The 17,070-nt window shown below is 61.0% G+C and carries 19 protein-coding genes; 8 read left to right on the top strand and 11 right to left on the bottom strand.

All coding sequences use genetic code 11. From position 1 onward, the window contains the following. Window positions 1–66: 66 nt before the first annotated feature. The 6 genes from rplS to FKM97_RS19720 form a co-directional block, all read right to left on the bottom strand. A complete protein-coding gene (gene rplS / locus FKM97_RS19745; RefSeq protein WP_144294149.1) occupies window positions 67–477 on the bottom strand; it encodes a 50S ribosomal protein L19 in 411 nt (136 codons plus the stop codon). Window positions 478–532: 55 nt separating this feature from the next. After that, complete coding sequence (gene trmD / locus FKM97_RS19740; RefSeq protein WP_144294148.1) at window positions 533–1,258, bottom strand: tRNA (guanosine(37)-N1)-methyltransferase TrmD; 726 nt, start codon at window positions 1,256–1,258, stop codon at window positions 533–535. Between the two features lie 59 nt (window positions 1,259–1,317). Beyond that, window positions 1,318–1,827, bottom strand: a complete 510-nt coding sequence (gene rimM, locus FKM97_RS19735) for a ribosome maturation factor RimM (protein WP_144294147.1) — start codon at window positions 1,825–1,827, stop codon at window positions 1,318–1,320. Window positions 1,828–1,847: 20 nt separating this feature from the next. Further along, window positions 1,848–2,231: a 30S ribosomal protein S16 gene (gene rpsP, locus FKM97_RS19730; RefSeq protein WP_144294146.1), complete on the bottom strand. Its 384-nt coding sequence runs from the start codon at window positions 2,229–2,231 to the stop codon at window positions 1,848–1,850. A 125-nt stretch (window positions 2,232–2,356) separates the two neighbouring features. Beyond that, window positions 2,357–3,925: a signal recognition particle protein gene (gene ffh / locus FKM97_RS19725; RefSeq protein ID WP_144294145.1), complete on the bottom strand. Its 1,569-nt coding sequence runs from the start codon at window positions 3,923–3,925 to the stop codon at window positions 2,357–2,359. An 11-nt stretch (window positions 3,926–3,936) separates the two neighbouring features. Further along, a complete protein-coding gene (locus tag FKM97_RS19720) occupies window positions 3,937–4,128 on the bottom strand; it encodes an eL24 family ribosomal protein (protein WP_144294144.1) in 192 nt (63 codons plus the stop codon). Between the two features lie 336 nt (window positions 4,129–4,464). Here FKM97_RS19720 and FKM97_RS19715 point away from each other — a divergent pair, with 336 nt between their 5' ends. The 7 genes from FKM97_RS19715 to FKM97_RS19685 all read left to right on the top strand — a co-directional run bounded on the left by FKM97_RS19715 (window position 4,465) and on the right by FKM97_RS19685 (window position 11,101). Then, window positions 4,465–4,923 carry a DoxX family protein gene (locus FKM97_RS19715; RefSeq protein ID WP_144294143.1) on the top strand — a complete coding sequence of 153 codons (459 nt, stop codon included), beginning with the start codon at window positions 4,465–4,467 and terminating at the stop codon, window positions 4,921–4,923. A gap of 158 nt (window positions 4,924–5,081) precedes the next feature. Then, the gene (locus FKM97_RS19710; protein WP_144294142.1) at window positions 5,082–5,921 is read left to right on the top strand and encodes a hypothetical protein; all 840 of its coding nucleotides are present in this window, start codon (window positions 5,082–5,084) and stop codon (window positions 5,919–5,921) included. A 98-nt stretch (window positions 5,922–6,019) separates the two neighbouring features. Further along, the gene (gene dapF, locus FKM97_RS19705) at window positions 6,020–6,853 is read left to right on the top strand and encodes a diaminopimelate epimerase (RefSeq protein WP_205015230.1); all 834 of its coding nucleotides are present in this window, start codon (window positions 6,020–6,022) and stop codon (window positions 6,851–6,853) included. Window positions 6,854–6,914: 61 nt separating this feature from the next. Further along, complete coding sequence (gene mtaB, locus FKM97_RS19700) at window positions 6,915–8,186, top strand: tRNA (N(6)-L-threonylcarbamoyladenosine(37)-C(2))-methylthiotransferase MtaB (RefSeq protein WP_144294140.1); 1,272 nt, start codon at window positions 6,915–6,917, stop codon at window positions 8,184–8,186. After that, window positions 8,183–9,517 (top strand): signal recognition particle-docking protein FtsY, encoded by a 1,335-nt coding sequence (gene ftsY / locus FKM97_RS19695; protein WP_144294139.1) that lies wholly within the window; start codon window positions 8,183–8,185, stop codon window positions 9,515–9,517. Before mtaB ends, ftsY begins: the two co-directional genes overlap by 4 nt. A gap of 27 nt (window positions 9,518–9,544) precedes the next feature. Beyond that, entirely contained in the window at window positions 9,545–10,144 is a 600-nt protein-coding gene (locus FKM97_RS19690) for a septation protein A (RefSeq protein ID WP_144294340.1), read from the top strand. 429 nt (window positions 10,145–10,573) lie between these two features. Then, window positions 10,574–11,101 carry a MarR family winged helix-turn-helix transcriptional regulator gene (locus tag FKM97_RS19685; protein WP_144294138.1) on the top strand — a complete coding sequence of 176 codons (528 nt, stop codon included), beginning with the start codon at window positions 10,574–10,576 and terminating at the stop codon, window positions 11,099–11,101. A 77-nt stretch (window positions 11,102–11,178) separates the two neighbouring features. On the opposite strand, the gene FKM97_RS19680 is transcribed toward FKM97_RS19685, so the two are convergent. The 5 genes from FKM97_RS19680 to ccmA form a co-directional block, all read right to left on the bottom strand. Then, window positions 11,179–11,790 carry a DsbE family thiol:disulfide interchange protein gene (locus FKM97_RS19680; RefSeq protein WP_144294137.1) on the bottom strand — a complete coding sequence of 204 codons (612 nt, stop codon included), beginning with the start codon at window positions 11,788–11,790 and terminating at the stop codon, window positions 11,179–11,181. Window positions 11,791–11,792: 2 nt separating this feature from the next. Next, window positions 11,793–11,981, bottom strand: coding sequence for a heme exporter protein CcmD (gene ccmD / locus FKM97_RS19675; protein ID WP_144294136.1), 189 nt, complete (start codon window positions 11,979–11,981; stop codon window positions 11,793–11,795). 11 nt (window positions 11,982–11,992) lie between these two features. Further along, window positions 11,993–12,712: a heme ABC transporter permease gene (locus FKM97_RS19670; RefSeq protein ID WP_144294135.1), complete on the bottom strand. Its 720-nt coding sequence runs from the start codon at window positions 12,710–12,712 to the stop codon at window positions 11,993–11,995. Between the two features lie 69 nt (window positions 12,713–12,781). Next, window positions 12,782–13,450: a heme exporter protein CcmB gene (ccmB, locus tag FKM97_RS19665; protein WP_144294134.1), complete on the bottom strand. Its 669-nt coding sequence runs from the start codon at window positions 13,448–13,450 to the stop codon at window positions 12,782–12,784. Then, the gene (gene ccmA / locus FKM97_RS19660) at window positions 13,447–14,058 is read right to left on the bottom strand and encodes a heme ABC exporter ATP-binding protein CcmA (protein ID WP_144294133.1); all 612 of its coding nucleotides are present in this window, start codon (window positions 14,056–14,058) and stop codon (window positions 13,447–13,449) included. Before ccmA ends, ccmB begins: the two co-directional genes overlap by 4 nt. Before the next feature lie 302 nt (window positions 14,059–14,360). On the opposite strand from ccmA, the gene acnA reads away from it, so the two are divergent. Continuing rightward, window positions 14,361–17,069 (top strand): aconitate hydratase AcnA, encoded by a 2,709-nt coding sequence (gene acnA, locus FKM97_RS19655; protein ID WP_144294132.1) that lies wholly within the window; start codon window positions 14,361–14,363, stop codon window positions 17,067–17,069. The last annotated feature ends 1 nt before the right edge of the window (window position 17,070 follow it).

Raw genomic sequence — 17,070 nt, 5'->3', positions numbered from 1 at the left:
CTTAAAACGCGAACAGCGCGGTGCCTTAACAGGGACCGCGCTGCCGACGTTGCAATGATCGGGAGCTTAGTCCCGGCTTGCCGCTGCCTTGGCGGGCATGGCCTTTCCGTCGCGCCGCACGTCCTGTCGCTCGGCGATACGGGCGGATTTGCCGCGACGACCGCGCAGGTAATAGAGTTTCGCGCGCCGCACCTTGCCGCGCCGCACGAGCTTGATCGACTCGATCAACGGGCTGAAGAGCGGAAATACGCGCTCTACGCCTTCGCCATACGACACCTTGCGGACGGTGAAGAACTGATTGAACCCGCCGCCATTGCGGGCAATGCAGACGCCTTCATAGGCCTGGATGCGCTCGCGGGTGCCTTCGACCACGCGCACATTCACGATTACGGTATCACCGGGACCGAATTCGGGGACCGGCCGGGCTGCCGAGATCTTGTCGGCCTGTTCTTTTTCAATCTGCTCGATGATGTTCATCGGACCGATCCTTCCTTCGAGTTGGCGCGGTTTCTACGCGCGCTTGCGTTAAAAATCAAACCTTTCGGACGGGAGGGACCATGTTTCGATCCTTCCAGCCCTCAAAAATGTCCGGGCGCCGCTCGGAGGTCAGGCGTTTGGCCTCCTCGCGCCGCCATCTTTCGATACGGCCGTGATCACCGCTGAGCAGGACGTCCGGGATCTCCCGGTCTTCCCAGACCCGTGGCCTCGTATAGTGCGGGTGCTCGAGCAACCCATGCTCGAAGCTCTCCCAGTCTCCTGATGCCGCACTCCCCATCACCCCGGGAATGAGCCGCACCACCGCATCCATCAGCACGATCGCGGCAGGCTCCCCGCCCGACAGCACGAAGTCGCCGATCGACACTTCCTCGAGCCCTCTCGCCTCGATGACGCGCTCGTCGACGCCCTCGAAGCGGCCGCAGACGATGATCGCACCGGGCCCCGAGGCGATGTCCCGCACCCGGGCCTGGGTGAGGGGCCGCCCCCGCGCACTCATCAGCAGCCTTGGTCGCCGATCGTCCGGTCCCGCCGCCGCATCCAACGCCGCCGCCATCACGTCCGGCCGGATGACCATCCCTGGTCCCCCTCCAGCCGGTGTATCGTCCACGCTCCGGTGCCGGCCTTCCCCATGATCGCGAATGTCGCAAATCTGGAGGTGCCACAAACCACCCGTCAGCCCTTTCCCCGCCAAAGAATGGCCAAGAGGTCCCGGAAACATCTCCGGAAAGAGCGTCAGGACGGTCGCTGTCCAGGGCGTCATCGGTCTCCGTCCTCGCGCTGCCTTAGTCCGTCAGCCCTCCGCCGCGCTCGGCCTGATCGTCACTCCAGCCCGTCCAGGACCACCACGACCCGGCCCGCGGCCAGATCCACCTCCGGCACCGCATCCTTGGTGAAGGGCACATAGACCGTGCTCGGCGAACCTTCCAGGCGGACTTCCAGCAGGTCTCCCGCCCCGAAATTTTCAACGGCCACGACGCGCCCAGCCGGCTCGCCCTTCACGTCGATCGCTTCGAGCCCGATGAGGTCGGCGAGGTAGAATTCATCCTCGTCCGGCTCGGGCAGGCAAGACCGTGCCACGTGAAGCAACGTCCCGCGCAGAGCCTCTGCCGCATCCCGATCACGAATGCCGCTGATCGCTGCCACGACGCCATTCGTGACCACCCTTGCCCGCTCGATCGTGAAGGACTTCGCACCATCCTCCGTCTCCAGCGGGCCGTAGCCTCCTATGGCCTCAGGGTGCTCGGTGAATGACTTGATCTTCACCTCACCCTTCACGCCATGCGCACCGGTCACCACGCCGAGACAGACACGCTTGGGCTGGCTCTGCATGGACTCGGCGCTCCGGAGGCTCAGCTGGCCGGCTGTTCGGTCGCCTCAGCGGCCTTCTTTGCGGCATCTTCCGCTGCGATACGAATGGCTTCCTCGCGCTCCTCGCGCTTCTTGCCGAATTTCGCCTTCTCCGGATTGTTGCGCGCATCGCGCTTCTTCACGTCCTTGGCATCCAGGAAGCGAAGGACACGATCCGTCGGCTGGGCACCGACGCTGAGCCAATGCTGCACGCGCTCGATATCGATGACCACGCGCTCCGGATTGTCCCGCGCCAGAAGCGGATTGTAGGTGCCGAGCTTCTCGATGAAACGGCCATCGCGCGGCGCAGTTGCCTCGGCCACCACCACTCGGTAGACGGGGCGCTTCTTGGCGCCTGCTCGCGCCAGCCTGATCTTCAATGCCATACTTTTCTTCTCCTAGTATTCGTTGAATGGATCGTCATTGCCGCTCTTGCCCGCGCAACCCATGGCCACACACAGTGGCTGCGGTCGGGATGCCCGGAACAGTCGGCACGACGGTGTGATGAATCCTATCGCTTCTTCCCCGGAAACTTGGGGCCGCCGCCGCCGAAATTGCCCAGGCCCGGAAGACCCTTCGGTACGCCGAGGCCGGGCAACCCGCCGCCGCCCATCCCGGGCAGCTTGCCGAGCATGTCCGGTGTGATGCCCTTGGGCAGGCCATTCGGCCCGATCTCCGGCATTCCTCCCGGCATCTGCGCCGCCAATTCCTTCATGTCCGGCATCCCGGCAGGCATCCCGCCGCCACCGCCGCCGCCGAAGAGACGCGAGAGCATCCCTTTGTTCTTGCCCAGAGACTTCATCATGTCGGCCATCTGCCGATGCATCTTGATGAGTTTGTTGACGTCCTGCACATCGGTTCCCGAACCTGACGCAATCCGCTTCCGGCGCGAACCGTTGAGCATCTTCGGCTGGCGGCGTTCCTTGCGCGTCATCGACGAGATGATGGCAAGCTGCCGCTTCAGCACGCTGTCGTCGAGATTGGCGCCTTCCATCTGCTTCTTCATCTTGCCCATGCCGGGAAGCATCCCCAGCACGCCCGACATGCCACCGATCCGCTGCATCTGACGAAGCTGCTCGGCGAGGTCGTCCAGATCGAACTCGCCCTTCTTCATGCGGTCGGCGATGGCCTGCGCCTTCTCCGCATCGATCGTTTCCGCCGCCCGCTCGACCAGGCTGACCACGTCGCCCATGCCCAGGATGCGGCCGGCGATCCGGCTCGGATGGAAGCCTTCCAGCCCGTCGAGCTTCTCGCCCGTCCCGATGAACTTGATCGGCTTTCCGGTGACCGCCCGCATCGACAGCGCCGCACCGCCACGGCCGTCGCCGTCGACTCGCGTCAGCACCACGCCGGTGACGCCGATCCGCTCGTTGAACGCGCGCGCCACGTTTACGGCGTCCTGGCCGGTCAGCGCGTCCACCACCAGCAAGGTCTCGTGCGGCTTGGCGAGGTCGCGGACCTGCTCGCTCTCGCGCATCAGGTCGTCATCCACATGCAGCCGGCCAGCGGTGTCCAGGATGACCACGTCGTAGCCGCCGAGCCTTGCGGCATCCATGGCCCGCCGCGTGATCGTAACCGGATCCTGTCCCGCGACGATGGGCAGCGTGTCGACGCCGACCTGCTCGCCCAGGATCTTCAGCTGCTCCTGCGCGGCCGGCCTGCGATTGTCGAGCGAGGCCATGAGCACGCGCTTCTTGTCGCGCTCCTTCAGCCGCTTGGCGAGCTTGCCGGTCGTCGTCGTCTTGCCTGAGCCCTGCAGTCCGACCATCATGATCGGCACGGGCGGCACGGCATTGAAGTCGATCTCGGAATCTTCCGCGCCCAGCGTCTCGACCAGCGTGTCGTGGACGATCTTGATGACCATCTGCCCCGGCGAGACCGAGCGGATGACCTGCTGTCCCACGGCGCGTTCGCGCACCTTCTCAACGAAGCCACGCACCACTTCCAAGGCGACGTCCGCCTCGATCAGGGCGCGCCGGACTTCGCGCATGGCGGTGTTGACGTCCTCCTCCGACAGCGCGCCGCGGCGCGTGAGCTTGTCGAAGATGCCACTAAGGCGTTCTTGTAATGTGTCGAACATGCGGGCTCCCGTCAGGCCTTGCCGCCGCGCGCGATCGCGGCATCGAAATGCGAGACGGCGGCCTCGAACTTGTCGCGGCAACCGGGATTGCAGAACCCGACGACCTTGTCCCCGTAGCGCGTCAAGGAATCCGCGGAAACGGGCTTGCCCGACCAGGGGCAGGTCTCGTTCACGGCGTCTTCGATATGCAGCGTCTCGGTCAAGATCTGGTATCCTTAAGCGCAAACGCCAATGGCACCCGCGGGCGAAACTCGCTGGCGGATGTTGACCCCCTTGCCTCCCGGAGCATGTCTCCGCTCCATGTGCAAGGCGGTCTCAAAGACGTGAGAGTCTTAGAAATCGGCGCAATTCCTACTCAAGGACGCATCCCCCGTCAAGTCGCCGATCGTCTCGGGGGATGAGCCGTGGCGAAAATCCTTCAGTTTGTAGACGGTGCAGCGCCATCACGCGGTATTGAACGCCATCCCATAGGATGCCAATGGGGGGTCGGGCTATGAACGTTGAGCCGGTGAGGCTACCGCTTCGGAGATGGGGAAAATATGGCAAGTTTAGATCAGCGTTACGATGACAACCAGAGATTGATCGTCCCGGCAATGAGTGGCGTCTATGCTGCACTCTCGCCCCTGTCCTATGCCCTCATGCGGGTCTTGGCTGGCGGCCTTTTAGCTATTCATGGCTTCCCCAAGATCCTGGATCCCATGGCAAGGATTGGCATGGTGGAAGGCCTGGGCTTCTACCCCGGCGTTTTCTGGGCGCCCCTCTTGGCGATCACGGAATTTTTCGGTGGCATCTTAATCGCTTTGGGACTGTTGACCCGGCCCGCGGCCTTTGCGGGCATGATCGTGCTGCTTGTGACCGTTTACTTCCATTGGATTGTGCAGGGCGAAGGCCTGATGGGCGCCGAAAAATCGATCCTGTGGGCAGCCATTCTCTTCTTCTTCGCGGTCCATGGCGGTGGCCGTTGGTCGGTGGATGCAAAGTTCGCCAAGACGTTATGAGCAAGGCTGCGAGGCACCGGCTGTAACCTCTTCGGTGAATCTCTATGAGGTTGCGGAGGGCCTCTTTTCTGCCATGCGGGCGGTCCTCATTTTGCACTTGTTTTTGGCAAGTCCCACATGCCGCGGTCAATTTCGACCGCGTCTTGTGGGACGATAGTGTGAAACGAAACGAATTCTTGAACGGCTTCCGAGCCGCGCTTGGCGACTTCAGATGCGACTATGTTGCCCTGGACCGCTTCGAGGCCACGAAATTGGTCTCTGCTTTGGACGAGGAAGCGGCAGCGGCGCTTCAAAGCGAGTTCACGCCCGACCATGCTGCACTCTTTGTCGCCGAAGCGACTGTCCCAGTGGTAGCCAACTACCAAATGGATAGCGTCGCCTCAGTGTCATGGCGTGATGGTGTCATCGACCGGACGATGACCTATGCTCAGGCGATTCCGCACCTGGAGGCCGCAACCGGAGACATTTGGCTCAATGCGCGTGGCTCCGACGCAGCGACCGAATTTACTCCGGAGCATCTTGTCGGTTGCGGACGTGCACCGGCTGCTGGCGCTGGGGAATACTCGGCACAGGTGCTCGACGCGATTGAGGCGAAATATGCCTCGGCGGACGGAGCGATCGTCTATGAACTCTCCGGCCCACAGACCCTGGGCAGCGCCCCGAGGTTGATGACCTCCGATTACGCCCGGAAGTGGCTCGCAGCCGCTGCAGAAGATGGGCAGATGGATCTCTGGTTCCACTACGGCAGCAGCCAGGCATTTCTGGCTCACTCGGCAAACGACGAATTTCGAGCCACTCTTCGGGAGGAGACCGTCGTCTCGTTTGCTGACGCTTTGGGCCAGAGGCTCGTTGTCCGGGCCAGCCTCGAATCGGACAGCCTGCCGCCGGAGGGCGCGCGCTGTCTCCGGGCGACGGCTGCGTTGGTACTGCCCTCCGAAGGACCGCCGATGCTGGGAGGGGGCCCGGATTTGGGTGAGGGCTGGCTGTTTACTTGGTGAACCGCGGCAAAGACACGCGCGCGCCGAGAACGCGATGACCGACGTCATCGATCTTGGACCGCTGGCATTTGCGATCTGTCCGGTCCATATTCGTGGCCATGACAGCGCACGTCCCCTTCCGCAAGATGAACGGTCTCGGCAATGACTTTGTGGTGATTGACGCGCGGTTTGCGGCCGTGCCGATCACGGCGGCCCAGGCCTCGCAAATATCCGATCGGGTTCAAGGCGTGGGCTGCGATCAATTGATCCGCATCGGTCGGCCGGTCTCGCCATCGGCGGACGCGTTCATGTCCATCTGGAATCCCGACGGCAGCGAGGTCTCTGCCTGTGGCAATGCCAGCCGGTGTGTTGCCGACATGCTTCTGGACGAGACGGGAAAGAAGAGCGTCGTGATTGAGACGCGCGCCGGCCTTCTTCAATGCACGCGCAACGACGTCGGGGTTTCGGTCGACATGGGCGTGCCGCGGTTTGGGTGGGCGGACATTCCCTTGTCCGTGCCGATGGACGACACCTCTGCCATGGAGTTAGAACATGGCCCGCTCGACACCCCATCCGCTGTGAATGTTGGAAATCCTCACTGCATCTTCTGGACGGATGACGTCGACAACATCGATCTGGCGCGGCTGGGTCCGGAATTGGAACGTCATCATCTGTTCCCTGAGCGCGCCAACATCTCGGTCGCGCAGGTGGAGGCCCTCGACCATATTGTCCTGCGGGTCTGGGAGCGAGGCGCGGGCCTTACGCGAGCCTGTGGTACGGCCGCCTGTGCCGCGGCGGTTTGCGCCGCGCGCAAGGGCCTTGCCGACCGTCATGTCCGCGTGACCCTTCCTGGCGGAGATCTCGACATTCTTTGGCGCGAGGACGGTCACATCATAATGACCGGTCCAGTCGCCTATGAATTCGACGGTGAACTTGCACTTGAGGCCGCCTGAAAGCCTTCGGCTGCGATCAAAATTTGCACACCGGCGCCAGAAGACGTATCTCCTGCCCATCATGACCACGCGCCCCGAAATCATCACCTTCGGCTGCAGGCTCAACACTTATGAGTCCGAGGTCATGCGCGCCCACGCCGAGGCGGCGTCCCTTGAGAACGCGATCATAGTCAATACCTGTGCGGTGACCGCGGAAGCCCAGCGCCAGGCGCGCCAGGCCATCCGCCGTGCCCACCGCGAGCGTCCCGATGCGAGGATCATCGTGACCGGCTGTGCAGCCCAGATTGATCCTGCCTCCTTCGCGGCGATGGAAGAGGTTGATCTGGTGCTCGGCAACGAAGAGAAGCTGCACGCGGACACCTGGCGGCGCTCCGTGCCCGACTTCGGTGTTGCCGCCGAAGAGAAGATCCTCGTGAACGACATCATGTCGGTTCGGGAGACGGCCCTTCACATGGTCGACGGCATGAGCGACCGCACCCGCGCCTTCGTCCAGATCCAGAATGGCTGCGACCATCGCTGCACCTTCTGCATCATTCCCTTTGGGCGGGGCAATTCCCGCTCGGTTCCCGGTGGCGAGGTTGTGACCCAGATTCGACGTCTGGTGGAAGCGGGCTATCGCGAGATCGTGCTGACCGGCGTGGATATCACCTCCTATGGCAGTGATCTTCCGGCCAGGCCCAGCCTGGGTCAGCTCATTCGACGCATCCTTGACCTGGTGCCGGATCTTCGGCGTCTTCGGATCTCCTCCATCGACAGCGTCGAGGTGGATGAGCCGTTGATGCGGGTCATTGCCGAGGAGGAGCGGCTGATGCCCCATTTCCATCTCTCTCTCCAGGCTGGCGATGACATGATCCTCAAGCGGATGAAGCGGCGCCACCTGAGGTCCCAGTCCATCTCCTTCTGCGACGATGTCCGTCGCCATCGCCCCGATGCGGTTTTCGGCGCCGATTTGATCGCCGGCTTCCCGACGGAGACCGAGGAAATGTTTGAGAATTCGCTCCGCCTTATCGACGACTGCGGGCTGACCTATCTCCATGTCTTTCCGTTCTCTCCAAGACCTGGGACGCCGGCTGCCCGTATGCCTCAGCTGCAGGGCACGGTGATCAAAGAGCGCGCGCGTCTCCTTCGCGATCATGGCAATCGTCGGCTTTCGACGTTTTTCGAACGCGAGGTGGGGAAGCGCAGGCACGTCTTGGCCGAGACGGAGACCGGTGGCCGAACCCAGCATTTTGCACCTGTGCGCTTTGCGGAGCCGGTTCAAGCGGGGTCGATCCTTGATGCCGACATCATCGGTGTCGTCGGCAATGCATTAAGTGCAAGGCCCTCGGTATGAGTGCTGAAAAGACCGAAGTTAGCCGCTTCCGACGTTGGTTTGGGTTAGGACCCGCCCCCACGACGGCTGTCGAGGCGGAAGCCGCGTCCGTTTCGGAAGAAGAGGCGTCCTTACCGGAAGAACTGCAGATCGATCTGTCTGCCGATGCTCCGGTGGAAGAAGTCGACAAGACCCTCACCGAGGTTTTGGAGGAGATTGACCCGGAGCTTCACGAGATCTCTGAAGGTGAAGTCCCGATCGAGATCCTCGAGGCCATGTTCGATGCCCTCGAGGCTGACCCGACCACCGAGCTCGTCCCCGAAGGACTGACCGAGGAGCCCGTAGAGGAGGTCTTGCCGCCCACCTCTGCCGCGGTGATCGAGGGGTCCGATGGTCTCACGGAGGCTGTGCCGGGCGGTGACGCAAAGCCGTCGAAATTCACCTGGTTCCAGCGTCTGACGGAAGGGCTGCGGAAATCCTCCCAGTCCCTGGGCACCGGCATCACCGATATCTTCACCAAGCGCAAGCTCGACGCGGATACTCTGCAGGATCTTGAGGATATCCTGATCCAGGCGGATCTCGGCGTTTCCGCTGCAGCACGGATAACGGAGAAGGTTTCTGCGGGCCGGTATGACAAGGAGATCGAGCCGGAAGAAGTACGGAGGATCCTCGCCTTTGAAGTGGCCGAAGTGCTCAGGCCCGTGGCGCGACCGCTGGAGATCGACGCAAACCACAAGCCATTCGTGATCATGATGGTTGGCGTGAATGGCAGCGGCAAGACCACCACGATCGGAAAGCTCGCAGCCAGGTTCAGGGATGAGGGGCGAACCGTGATGCTGGCAGCCGGCGACACCTTCAGGGCAGCGGCTGTGGAGCAGCTGAAAGTGTGGGGAGCGCGCGTCGACGCCCCGGTCATTTCCCGTGACATTGGCGCCGATGCGGCGGGTCTCGCTTTTGAGGCTCTGCAAAAGGCCAAGGCGGACGTCGTGGATGTCTTGATGATCGATACGGCAGGGCGGCTGCAGAACAAATCCGATCTCATGGCTGAATTGAGCAAAGTGACGCGGGTGCTGAAGAAGCAGGATCCTACCGCGCCGCATGCAGTGTTGCTCGTGCTGGATGCGACAACGGGTCAGAACGCCATCAACCAGGTGGAGATTTTCCAGAAGGTTGCAGGAGTCACGGGATTGGTCATGACGAAGCTGGATGGTACGGCGCGCGGCGGAATTCTCGTTGCGGTCGCCGAAAGATTTGGCTTGCCGATCCACGCCATCGGCGTGGGCGAGTCTGTCGGTGATCTCCAGCCCTTTGAAGCTGACGCGTTTGCTCGCGCAATATCGGGTCTTCGGTGAAGCCGCCTGGATGTGATCGGAACAATGATGCAGGACAATGACGTGACCCGCTCCGCCGATAGGCAGGCGATGAATCCGCTGCTGAAGATTGCCGTCGAGTTAGGTCCGTTGGTGGTCTTCTTTCTAGTGAATGCCCGTGTCAATATTTTCGCGGCTACGGGCGCTTACATGGTGGCAACGGCCCTCGCTCTGGCTGTGGCTTGGCTTCTGGTTCGCCGGTTGCCGATCATGCCGCTGATCACAGGCGCATTTGTCTTGGTGTTCGGTGGCTTGACCTTGTTTCTACAGGACGAGCTTTTTATCAAGATGAAGCCGACGATTGTTAATGCCATGTTTGGCATCATCCTTCTCGTCGGACTTGGGTTTGGACGTTCCCTTCTCAAGCCCGTCTTTGGGGAGTCCTTCCATCTGACCGAAGCGGGATGGGTTCAACTAACGTTGCGCTGGGGATTGTTCTTTCTCGTTCTTGCAGTCCTGAACGAAATAGTATGGCGCAACTTCTCCACCGGTTTTTGGGTCAATTTTAAAGTCTTCGGTATTATGCCGCTGACGATGTTGTTTGCCATTGCCCAGCTTGGCCTGCTCAATCGACACGCCGAACCTGGTGCCGATGCTCATAATAACTAGAAATAGCGAAATATTTCTCAAATATAACTGTGCGTCTTGTCGATTGGTACGCAGAACATTTCTACGTGAAAGGAAAATTTCGTTAGTTTCGCCCAGCTTCATTTATCGAGTTCTCTCAATAGACTTTTGAATGGGTTTGGCTCTCGATCTTAAATGAAAAGTCGATCGACTCTTCTTTTGACGAAAACAATTGAACAAGTAATCCGCGTTATGGCATAATCTCTCCTACGATCGGCGACTGGGGGAGCGGTCCATCGTACACATCGTTTCTTTTATGATCCCCGTGACAATAGAAGGGACGATGGAGCGCAATACCTCAGCAAAATTCTGATCAAAAGGGCGGAGAGACTTGTCTACGCTAGGACGGCGTTGACGCATGACTGCGTCGGCCGCATGGACTCGCGGGCCAAAGCACAATGGGGGTAAACAATGTCGATGGGCGAAGATATCGTAACTCTTGATACGTCTGTTTATCATTTGATTAAGCGTGCGGCGCAGTTCGCGACGACGTTGTTCGGGGATCACAACGGATATAGCGGACTGACTCACAGGCAGTTCACGGTTTTGCTTGCCGTGGCGCAGAACGAAGGCGCCAGCCAGACCCAGCTCGTACGTGCCACCGGCATCGACCGTTCGACGCTGGCCGACCTCGTTGCTCGTTTGCTGAAGAACGGCCTCCTGCAGCGGAAACGCACGCGTGAAGACGGTCGCACGAATACGATCAAATTGTCGGCCGCGGGACGCCGCGCATTGCAATCGGCTCAGCCAGGAGCCATGGCCGTTGAGCAGAAGATGTTGAACGTCGTGCCGAAAAACGTGCAGCGGGATCTCTTGGAAGGATTGCGCGCATTGTCGGAGGCCTATGGGCTGCAGATGGAAGCTCATGCGAATGGATTTACGCGACCTCCGGAGCCGAGGCCTCGCGGCAGGCGTCCCCGGGCGACCCTGTCGTCGTAATCCTTATTGTGTGGAGATGAAGGCGGGGGCCTCATCTCCACTATGCGCCGAGGTCGGCTTGTCCGAGATCTCCAACGTCAGTTTCGCCCGGCTCGAGCAGCGGTAATGGCTGGTAAAATATTCTGCTGGACGATGTCTGCAGTCATGGGACCGATCCATTTGTAGGTGATGATGCCCTTGCCGTTCACCACGAACGTCTCTGGAACCCCATAAAAACCCCATTCGACCGCGGTTTTTCCCTCTGGATCAATGCCCACGGCTCTGAACGGATTGCCCAGAAGACCGAGGAAACGGCGCGCATTCTCCGCATTGTCCTTGTAGTTGATCCCCAGGATCTTCACGTTTGGATCCGTGGCCAGCTGCATGAGGATGGGATGTTCCTGTCGGCAGGGCACGCACCAGGAAGCCCAGACATTCACGAGAGTGACGTCGCCCTTTGCCAGGTCCGAGGTCGAGAACCCGGGGACCGGTATCCCTTCGGCCTGAAGGCCGGCAAGCCCGGGAAGGGCGAAATCCGGCACCGCCTTTCCGATCAGCGGTGACGGCAGCTTCGACGGATCTCCTCCGAAAAGGCGCATCATCATCACGATGGCCAGCAGGGCAAACAGGATGACGGGAAGGACTGCCAGTGGCAGAACGCGCCGCTTGCGAGGCTCGTCGCCATGCGGTTTGGGGGCTTCAGCAGCCATGTTCACGTCTCTTGTCCCATCGCTTGGGATCGGATCGGCCGTCGTGGCGCGCCACGCTCCTCGAGCTCCTGCAGCCGTCTCGCCTGCCGTCGATAAGCAATGATGATGCCCACTGTCATCGCCGCAAGCACGAGCGCGGTGAGGACATAAGCCGCGACCACGAAGGCAACGTGTGGCGCCTCAAACGACATGGGATTCTTCCTTAAGCCCTGACCTCGGCAAGTTCCATCGCAGCGATCCTCCGCGAGGTGATCTCCGTACGCATCGAAATTAACAGCAGCGTGATGAACAGGAACAGATACGCGAGCCCCATGATCAGAAGCGGCCAAAGCATGGACGGATCGATCGCCGGGCCTCCGATCTTGAGCACACTCGCAGGCTGATGCAACGAGTTCCACCAATCCACTGAGAATTTTACGATGGGTATGTTCACGAAGCCGACGACCGCGACGATCTGCGCGATCCTTGCCGCCCGTTGACGTTGCTCGATGATCTGCCAGATCGCCATGTAGCCGAGATAGAGCAGGAAGAGCACGAAGACCGAAGTGAGCCGGGCATCCCAGACCCACCAGGCACCCCACATTGGTTTCCCCCACAAAGAACCGGTTGCGAGAGCCAGGAAGGTGAAGCAGGCTCCGATCGGTGCTGCCGCTTTCGCAGCGACATCAGCCAGCGGGTGTCGCCAAATCATTGCGACGACGCTGGATGCGGCCATGCTCGAATAGACGAACATCGCCATCCATGCCGCCGGAACATGAACATACATGATGCGGACGGTCTCCCCCTGTTGATAATCAGGCGGAGCATAGACCAGTCCCCACACGGCCCCCGTGATCAGCAGCAGCGCTGCTGCACTCGCCGTCCAGGGCAGCAACGTGGCAGCAAGCTGAACGAAGCGCGTAGGATTTGCAAAACGTTGCATGAGTCGGCACTTAAACTGAACGGGGGAAATCTGCAATGCGGCGGGTTTTCAACTTCCTGCCGGGGCGTCTTACTTCATATGAGCCCGGAGTGCGGCAGCAGCGCCGACCGGACAGAGCACGGCGCACGCGAGCGTGATCGCGGTCAGCATCAGCATCGAGGCGCCGAAAACCTCCGTCGTCGCGGACAGACCGACGCTCGCCGATATCCCGAACACGAGCACAGGAATATAGAGCGGCAGGACCAGAATGGAGACGATGAGACCGCCTCGCCGCACGCCCACCGTAAGTGCAGCTCCGAGACTGGCGAGGAGGCTCAAGGCCAGCGAGGCAGTAAGCATGGCAGCCCACAGCGGCAGCACCACCTCGGGAGCGACATTCAGCAGAACTCCTAGGGGCGGGGCCGCGATCGCCAGGGGCAGGGCGGTCGTGATCCAGTGCCCCAGCGCCTTTGCGAGCGCGATGAGCTCGAGGGGCACGAGCCCCATGCTCATCACCTCCAATGAACCGTCCTCATAGTCGGATTGAAAAATACGCTCCGCAGAGAGCAGGACCGACAGCAGCAGCGCGATCCAGAGGGCCCCGGGCGCGATGCGCGAGAGCACAGCAAGGTCGGGTCCGATCCCCAAAGGCAGCAGGATGACCACGGCAAGAAAGAAGCCCAGGGCCGTGCCCGCGCCCCCGCCCTGGCGCAGCGCCAGCCGGATGTCTCGGAAGAGGATGGCCAGAAATATTCTCATGGAAGGACAGCGTGCTCCGCCATGTCCAACTGCAGGCTGGGCGTCAATGGCAAATCCACATGTGAGCTGACGATGACCATGCCGCCGTCCGCGAGATGAGCAGTGAGGAGATCGCCCAGAACGGCCTGTGATGCCGCGTCCAGCCCGACCGTCGGCTCGTCGAGAAGCCAGATCGGCCGTTTCACCAGCAACAATCGCGACAAGGCCAGCCGGCGTCGCTGCCCTGAGGAGAGGAGGCCGGCGGAGTACGGTCCGAGGCGAGCCAGCCCGAAAGCCTCCAGCGCCAGGGCGACATTGCCCCCGCCGAGGAAGCTCGCCCAGAACTGAAGGTTCTCGGTGACTGTGAACGCCACTTTTATGGCCTCCTGGTGCCCGACATAGTGGCTGCGCTGGGGGATCGGTAGGTCGCCCGGAAAGCCCCTAAGTTCAAGCTTGCCCTGGGTGATCTCCGACAGGCCGCAGAGTGCGCGCATGAGCGTCGTCTTGCCCGAACCGTTGGGCCCGGTGAGCAGCAGGGACTCGCCACCATGGAGCTGGAAGCTGACATCGGCAAACACGTCGCGTCCGCCTCGTTCGCATGCCAGCTGTTCTGCCGCAAGCCGTGTCATTGTGCTCCTATCGCAAGGCTCTTCATGTACAGGAGAGCTTTGGCAACGCATAGGGGGTGGCGCTTCGCCTGCTTTCTTGATGTCGTTAGCTTTGAGGACTACTTTCAACCTGTTTGGAAAGAGTCTATAGAACCCGGAGATGAACCGAACCCGCATGCCGGCTCAGGTCCCCGTGCCGCGTTTCCATGAAGCGACAGCTTCCGCGGCGGTGCCGCCAGTATGTCGGCGCGGTATATCTGCCATTATTTGCCGACCCTGTTCATTCCATTGAATTCACTCCCGCACTTCCCCAGAGGACCGCGATGACCATCGAACCCCGTTCGCTCGACAGCTTCAAATGCCGCCGCACACTTGAGGTCGGCACTCGAAGCTATGACTACTTTAGCCTGCCGGAGGCGGAGAAGAATGGGCTCCCTGGGGTCTCGCAACTTCCCTTTTCCCTCAAGGTCCTCCTCGAGAACCTGTTGCGCCATGAGGATGGGCGTACCGTATCGAAGGACGATATCCTCGCCATGGCCGAATGGCTGAAGACGCGGAAGAGTGATCGCGAAATTGCCTTTCGTCCGGCCCGGGTGCTGATGCAGGATTTCACCGGCGTTCCGGCGGTCGTGGATCTTGCAGCCATGCGCGATGCCATGAAGCAGCTCGGCAGCAACCCCGAGAAGATCAACCCTTTGGCACCGGTCGACCTGGTGATTGATCACTCGGTGATGGTTGACTTCTTCGCGAGCTCCAATGCCTTCGAGCTCAACGTCGAGCGGGAATATGAACGCAATGGCGAGCGTTACAAATTCTTGAAATGGGGCCAGGACGCCTTCGCGAATTTTCGCGTCGTGCCGCCCGGCACCGGCATTTGCCATCAGGTGAACCTCGAATATCTGTCTCGCACGGTATGGACGAGGATCGAGGAGACGGCGACCGGCCCGGTGGAGGTTGCTTATCCTGATACGCTCGTGGGCACCGACAGCCACACGACGATGGTCAATGGTCTCTCCGTCTTGGGGTGGGGCGTGGGCGGCATCGAGGCGGAAGCGGCCATGCTCGGCCAGCCGATCTCGATGTTGATCCCCGAGGTCGTGGGCTTCAAGGTGACGGGCACCCTGAAGGAAGGCGTCACCGCAACGGACTTGGTGCTCACCGTTACGCAGATGCTGCGTAAGAAAGGTGTGGTCGGCAAATTTGTGGAGTTCTTCGGCCCAGGCTTGGGTTCGCTCTCACTGGAAGATCAGGCGACGATCGGCAACATGGCCCCTGAATACGGCGCCACTTGCGGCTTCTTCCCCATCGACGAGGACACCATCAAATATCTGACGGCCTCAGGTCGCCCGGAGGAAACCATTGCCTTGGTCGAGGCTTATGCCAAGGCCCAGAACATGTACCGCCTGCCGAGCACTCAGGACCCGGTCTTCACCGACACGCTTGAGCTGAATCTGGCGGATGTCGTTCCCAGCCTTGCCGGCCCGAAGCGCCCTCAGGACCGCGTAGAACTGTCCAATGCAGCCGCGAACTTCAAGACCGTAATGGAGACGGAATTCGGTCAGCCAGGTGCCCTTTCGCAACGTTACAAGGTCGACGGCGCCAATTTCGACCTTGGCAATGGCGATGTGGTGATCGCAGCGATCACGTCCTGCACCAACACCTCCAATCCCTCGGTGATGCTCGGCGCTGGCCTGCTTGCGCGGAATGCTGTTGCCAAAGGCCTGCAGGTAAAGCCATGGGTGAAGACCTCCCTCGCCCCCGGCAGCCAGGTGGTCACCGAATACCTTGCGCGCGCTGGCCTTGATAAGGATCTGGATAAGCTCGGCTTCAGCCTGGTCGGCTACGGCTGCACCACCTGCATAGGCAATTCCGGCCCGCTTCCGGATGCGATTTCCGAGACGATCAAGACCAATGATCTGGTCGCTGTGTCGGTCCTCTCCGGCAACCGCAACTTCGAAGGCCGCATAAACCCTGATGTGAGGGCCAATTATCTCGCATCCCCGCCACTCGTGGTGGCCTATGCGCTCGCTGGATCCATGAAGATCGACATGGCGACGGAGCCCCTCGGCACCGGCCATGATGGTCAGCCCGTTTACTTGAAGGATATCTGGCCCAGCACCAAGGAGATCGCGGACACGGTCCGCGAGTCCGTCACTCGGGCAATGTTCCAGGAGCGCTACAGCGACGTCTTCAAGGGCGACGAATCCTGGCAGAAGATCGACGTCACCGGCGGACTGACCTACGCCTGGGACAGCAACTCGACCTACGTGCAGAACCCGCCTTACTTCGAGGGTATGACGGCTGCACCGAAGCCGGTCGAAGATATAGAAGGCGCCCGCATACTGGGCCTCTTCCTCGATTCGATAACAACCGACCACATCTCGCCTGCCGGCTCCATCAAGAGGGATAGCCCCGCCGGCAAATATCTGTCTGAGCACGGCGTTGATGTGATGGACTTCAATTCATACGGCGCGCGCCGCGGCAATCATGAGGTCATGATGCGCGGCACCTTTGCGAATATTCGCATCAAGAACCAGATGGTTCCTGGTGTCGAGGGCGGTATCACGAAGCACTACCCGTCGGGGCAGCAGATGCCGATCTACGACGCCGCCATGGAATACCAGCAGGAGCATGTGCCGCTGGTGATCTTTGCCGGTAAGGAATACGGCACGGGATCGAGCCGCGACTGGGCGGCCAAGGGCACGCGTCTCCTCGGGGTCCGCGCGGTCGTTGCTGAGAGCTTCGAGCGCATTCATCGTTCCAATCTGGTGGGAATGGGTGTTCTGCCCCTGCAGTTCGAGCTGGGCGATAGCTGGCAGGCTCTCGGGCTGAAGGGCGATGAGAAGATTTCGATAAGCGGCATGGACAAACTCCAGCCTCGCACCGTGGTCGACGCGCGGATCGAGTCTGCGGACGGCACCGTTCGCACTGTTCCGCTCTTCTGCCGGATCGATACCTTGGACGAACTCGATTATTTCCGCAGCGGTGGCATCCTCCACTACGTCCTCCGCAACTTGGTGCGTGCGGCCTGAG

The sequence above is a fragment of the Rhodoligotrophos appendicifer genome, from assembly GCF_007474605.1.
In the GTDB taxonomy this organism is placed as follows: Bacteria; Pseudomonadota; Alphaproteobacteria; order Rhizobiales; family Im1; genus Rhodoligotrophos; species Rhodoligotrophos appendicifer.
The sequence above is the reverse complement of the archived record's forward strand: the minus strand, read 5'-3'. Positions and strand labels throughout refer to the sequence as shown.

Bases quoted from the DNA above. Each gene is read 5' to 3' on its own strand.
- ccmD (WP_144294136.1), bottom strand. From the start codon at position 11,981: ATGTCGTTTGAGGCGCCACACGTTGCCTTCGTGGTCGCGGCTTATGTC.
- ftsY (WP_144294139.1), top strand. From the start codon at position 8,183: ATGAGTGCTGAAAAGACCGAAGTTAGCCGCTTCCGACGTTGGTTTGGG.
- ccmB (WP_144294134.1), bottom strand. From the start codon at position 13,450: ATGAGAATATTTCTGGCCATCCTCTTCCGAGACATCCGGCTGGCGCTG.
- ffh (WP_144294145.1), bottom strand. From the start codon at position 3,925: ATGTTCGACACATTACAAGAACGCCTTAGTGGCATCTTCGACAAGCTC.
- FKM97_RS19715 (WP_144294143.1), top strand. From the start codon at position 4,465: ATGGCAAGTTTAGATCAGCGTTACGATGACAACCAGAGATTGATCGTC.
- rplS (WP_144294149.1), bottom strand. From the start codon at position 477: ATGAACATCATCGAGCAGATTGAAAAAGAACAGGCCGACAAGATCTCG.
- rpsP (WP_144294146.1), bottom strand. From the start codon at position 2,231: ATGGCATTGAAGATCAGGCTGGCGCGAGCAGGCGCCAAGAAGCGCCCC.
- dapF (WP_205015230.1), top strand. From the start codon at position 6,020: ATGACAGCGCACGTCCCCTTCCGCAAGATGAACGGTCTCGGCAATGAC.
- rimM (WP_144294147.1), bottom strand. From the start codon at position 1,827: ATGCAGAGCCAGCCCAAGCGTGTCTGTCTCGGCGTGGTGACCGGTGCG.
- FKM97_RS19680 (WP_144294137.1), bottom strand. From the start codon at position 11,790: ATGGCTGCTGAAGCCCCCAAACCGCATGGCGACGAGCCTCGCAAGCGG.
- FKM97_RS19690 (WP_144294340.1), top strand. From the start codon at position 9,545: ATGCAGGACAATGACGTGACCCGCTCCGCCGATAGGCAGGCGATGAAT.
- mtaB (WP_144294140.1), top strand. From the start codon at position 6,915: ATGACCACGCGCCCCGAAATCATCACCTTCGGCTGCAGGCTCAACACT.
- FKM97_RS19670 (WP_144294135.1), bottom strand. From the start codon at position 12,712: ATGCAACGTTTTGCAAATCCTACGCGCTTCGTTCAGCTTGCTGCCACG.
- ccmA (WP_144294133.1), bottom strand. From the start codon at position 14,058: ATGACACGGCTTGCGGCAGAACAGCTGGCATGCGAACGAGGCGGACGC.
- acnA (WP_144294132.1), top strand. From the start codon at position 14,361: ATGACCATCGAACCCCGTTCGCTCGACAGCTTCAAATGCCGCCGCACA.
- FKM97_RS19685 (WP_144294138.1), top strand. From the start codon at position 10,574: ATGTCGATGGGCGAAGATATCGTAACTCTTGATACGTCTGTTTATCAT.
- trmD (WP_144294148.1), bottom strand. From the start codon at position 1,258: ATGACGCCCTGGACAGCGACCGTCCTGACGCTCTTTCCGGAGATGTTT.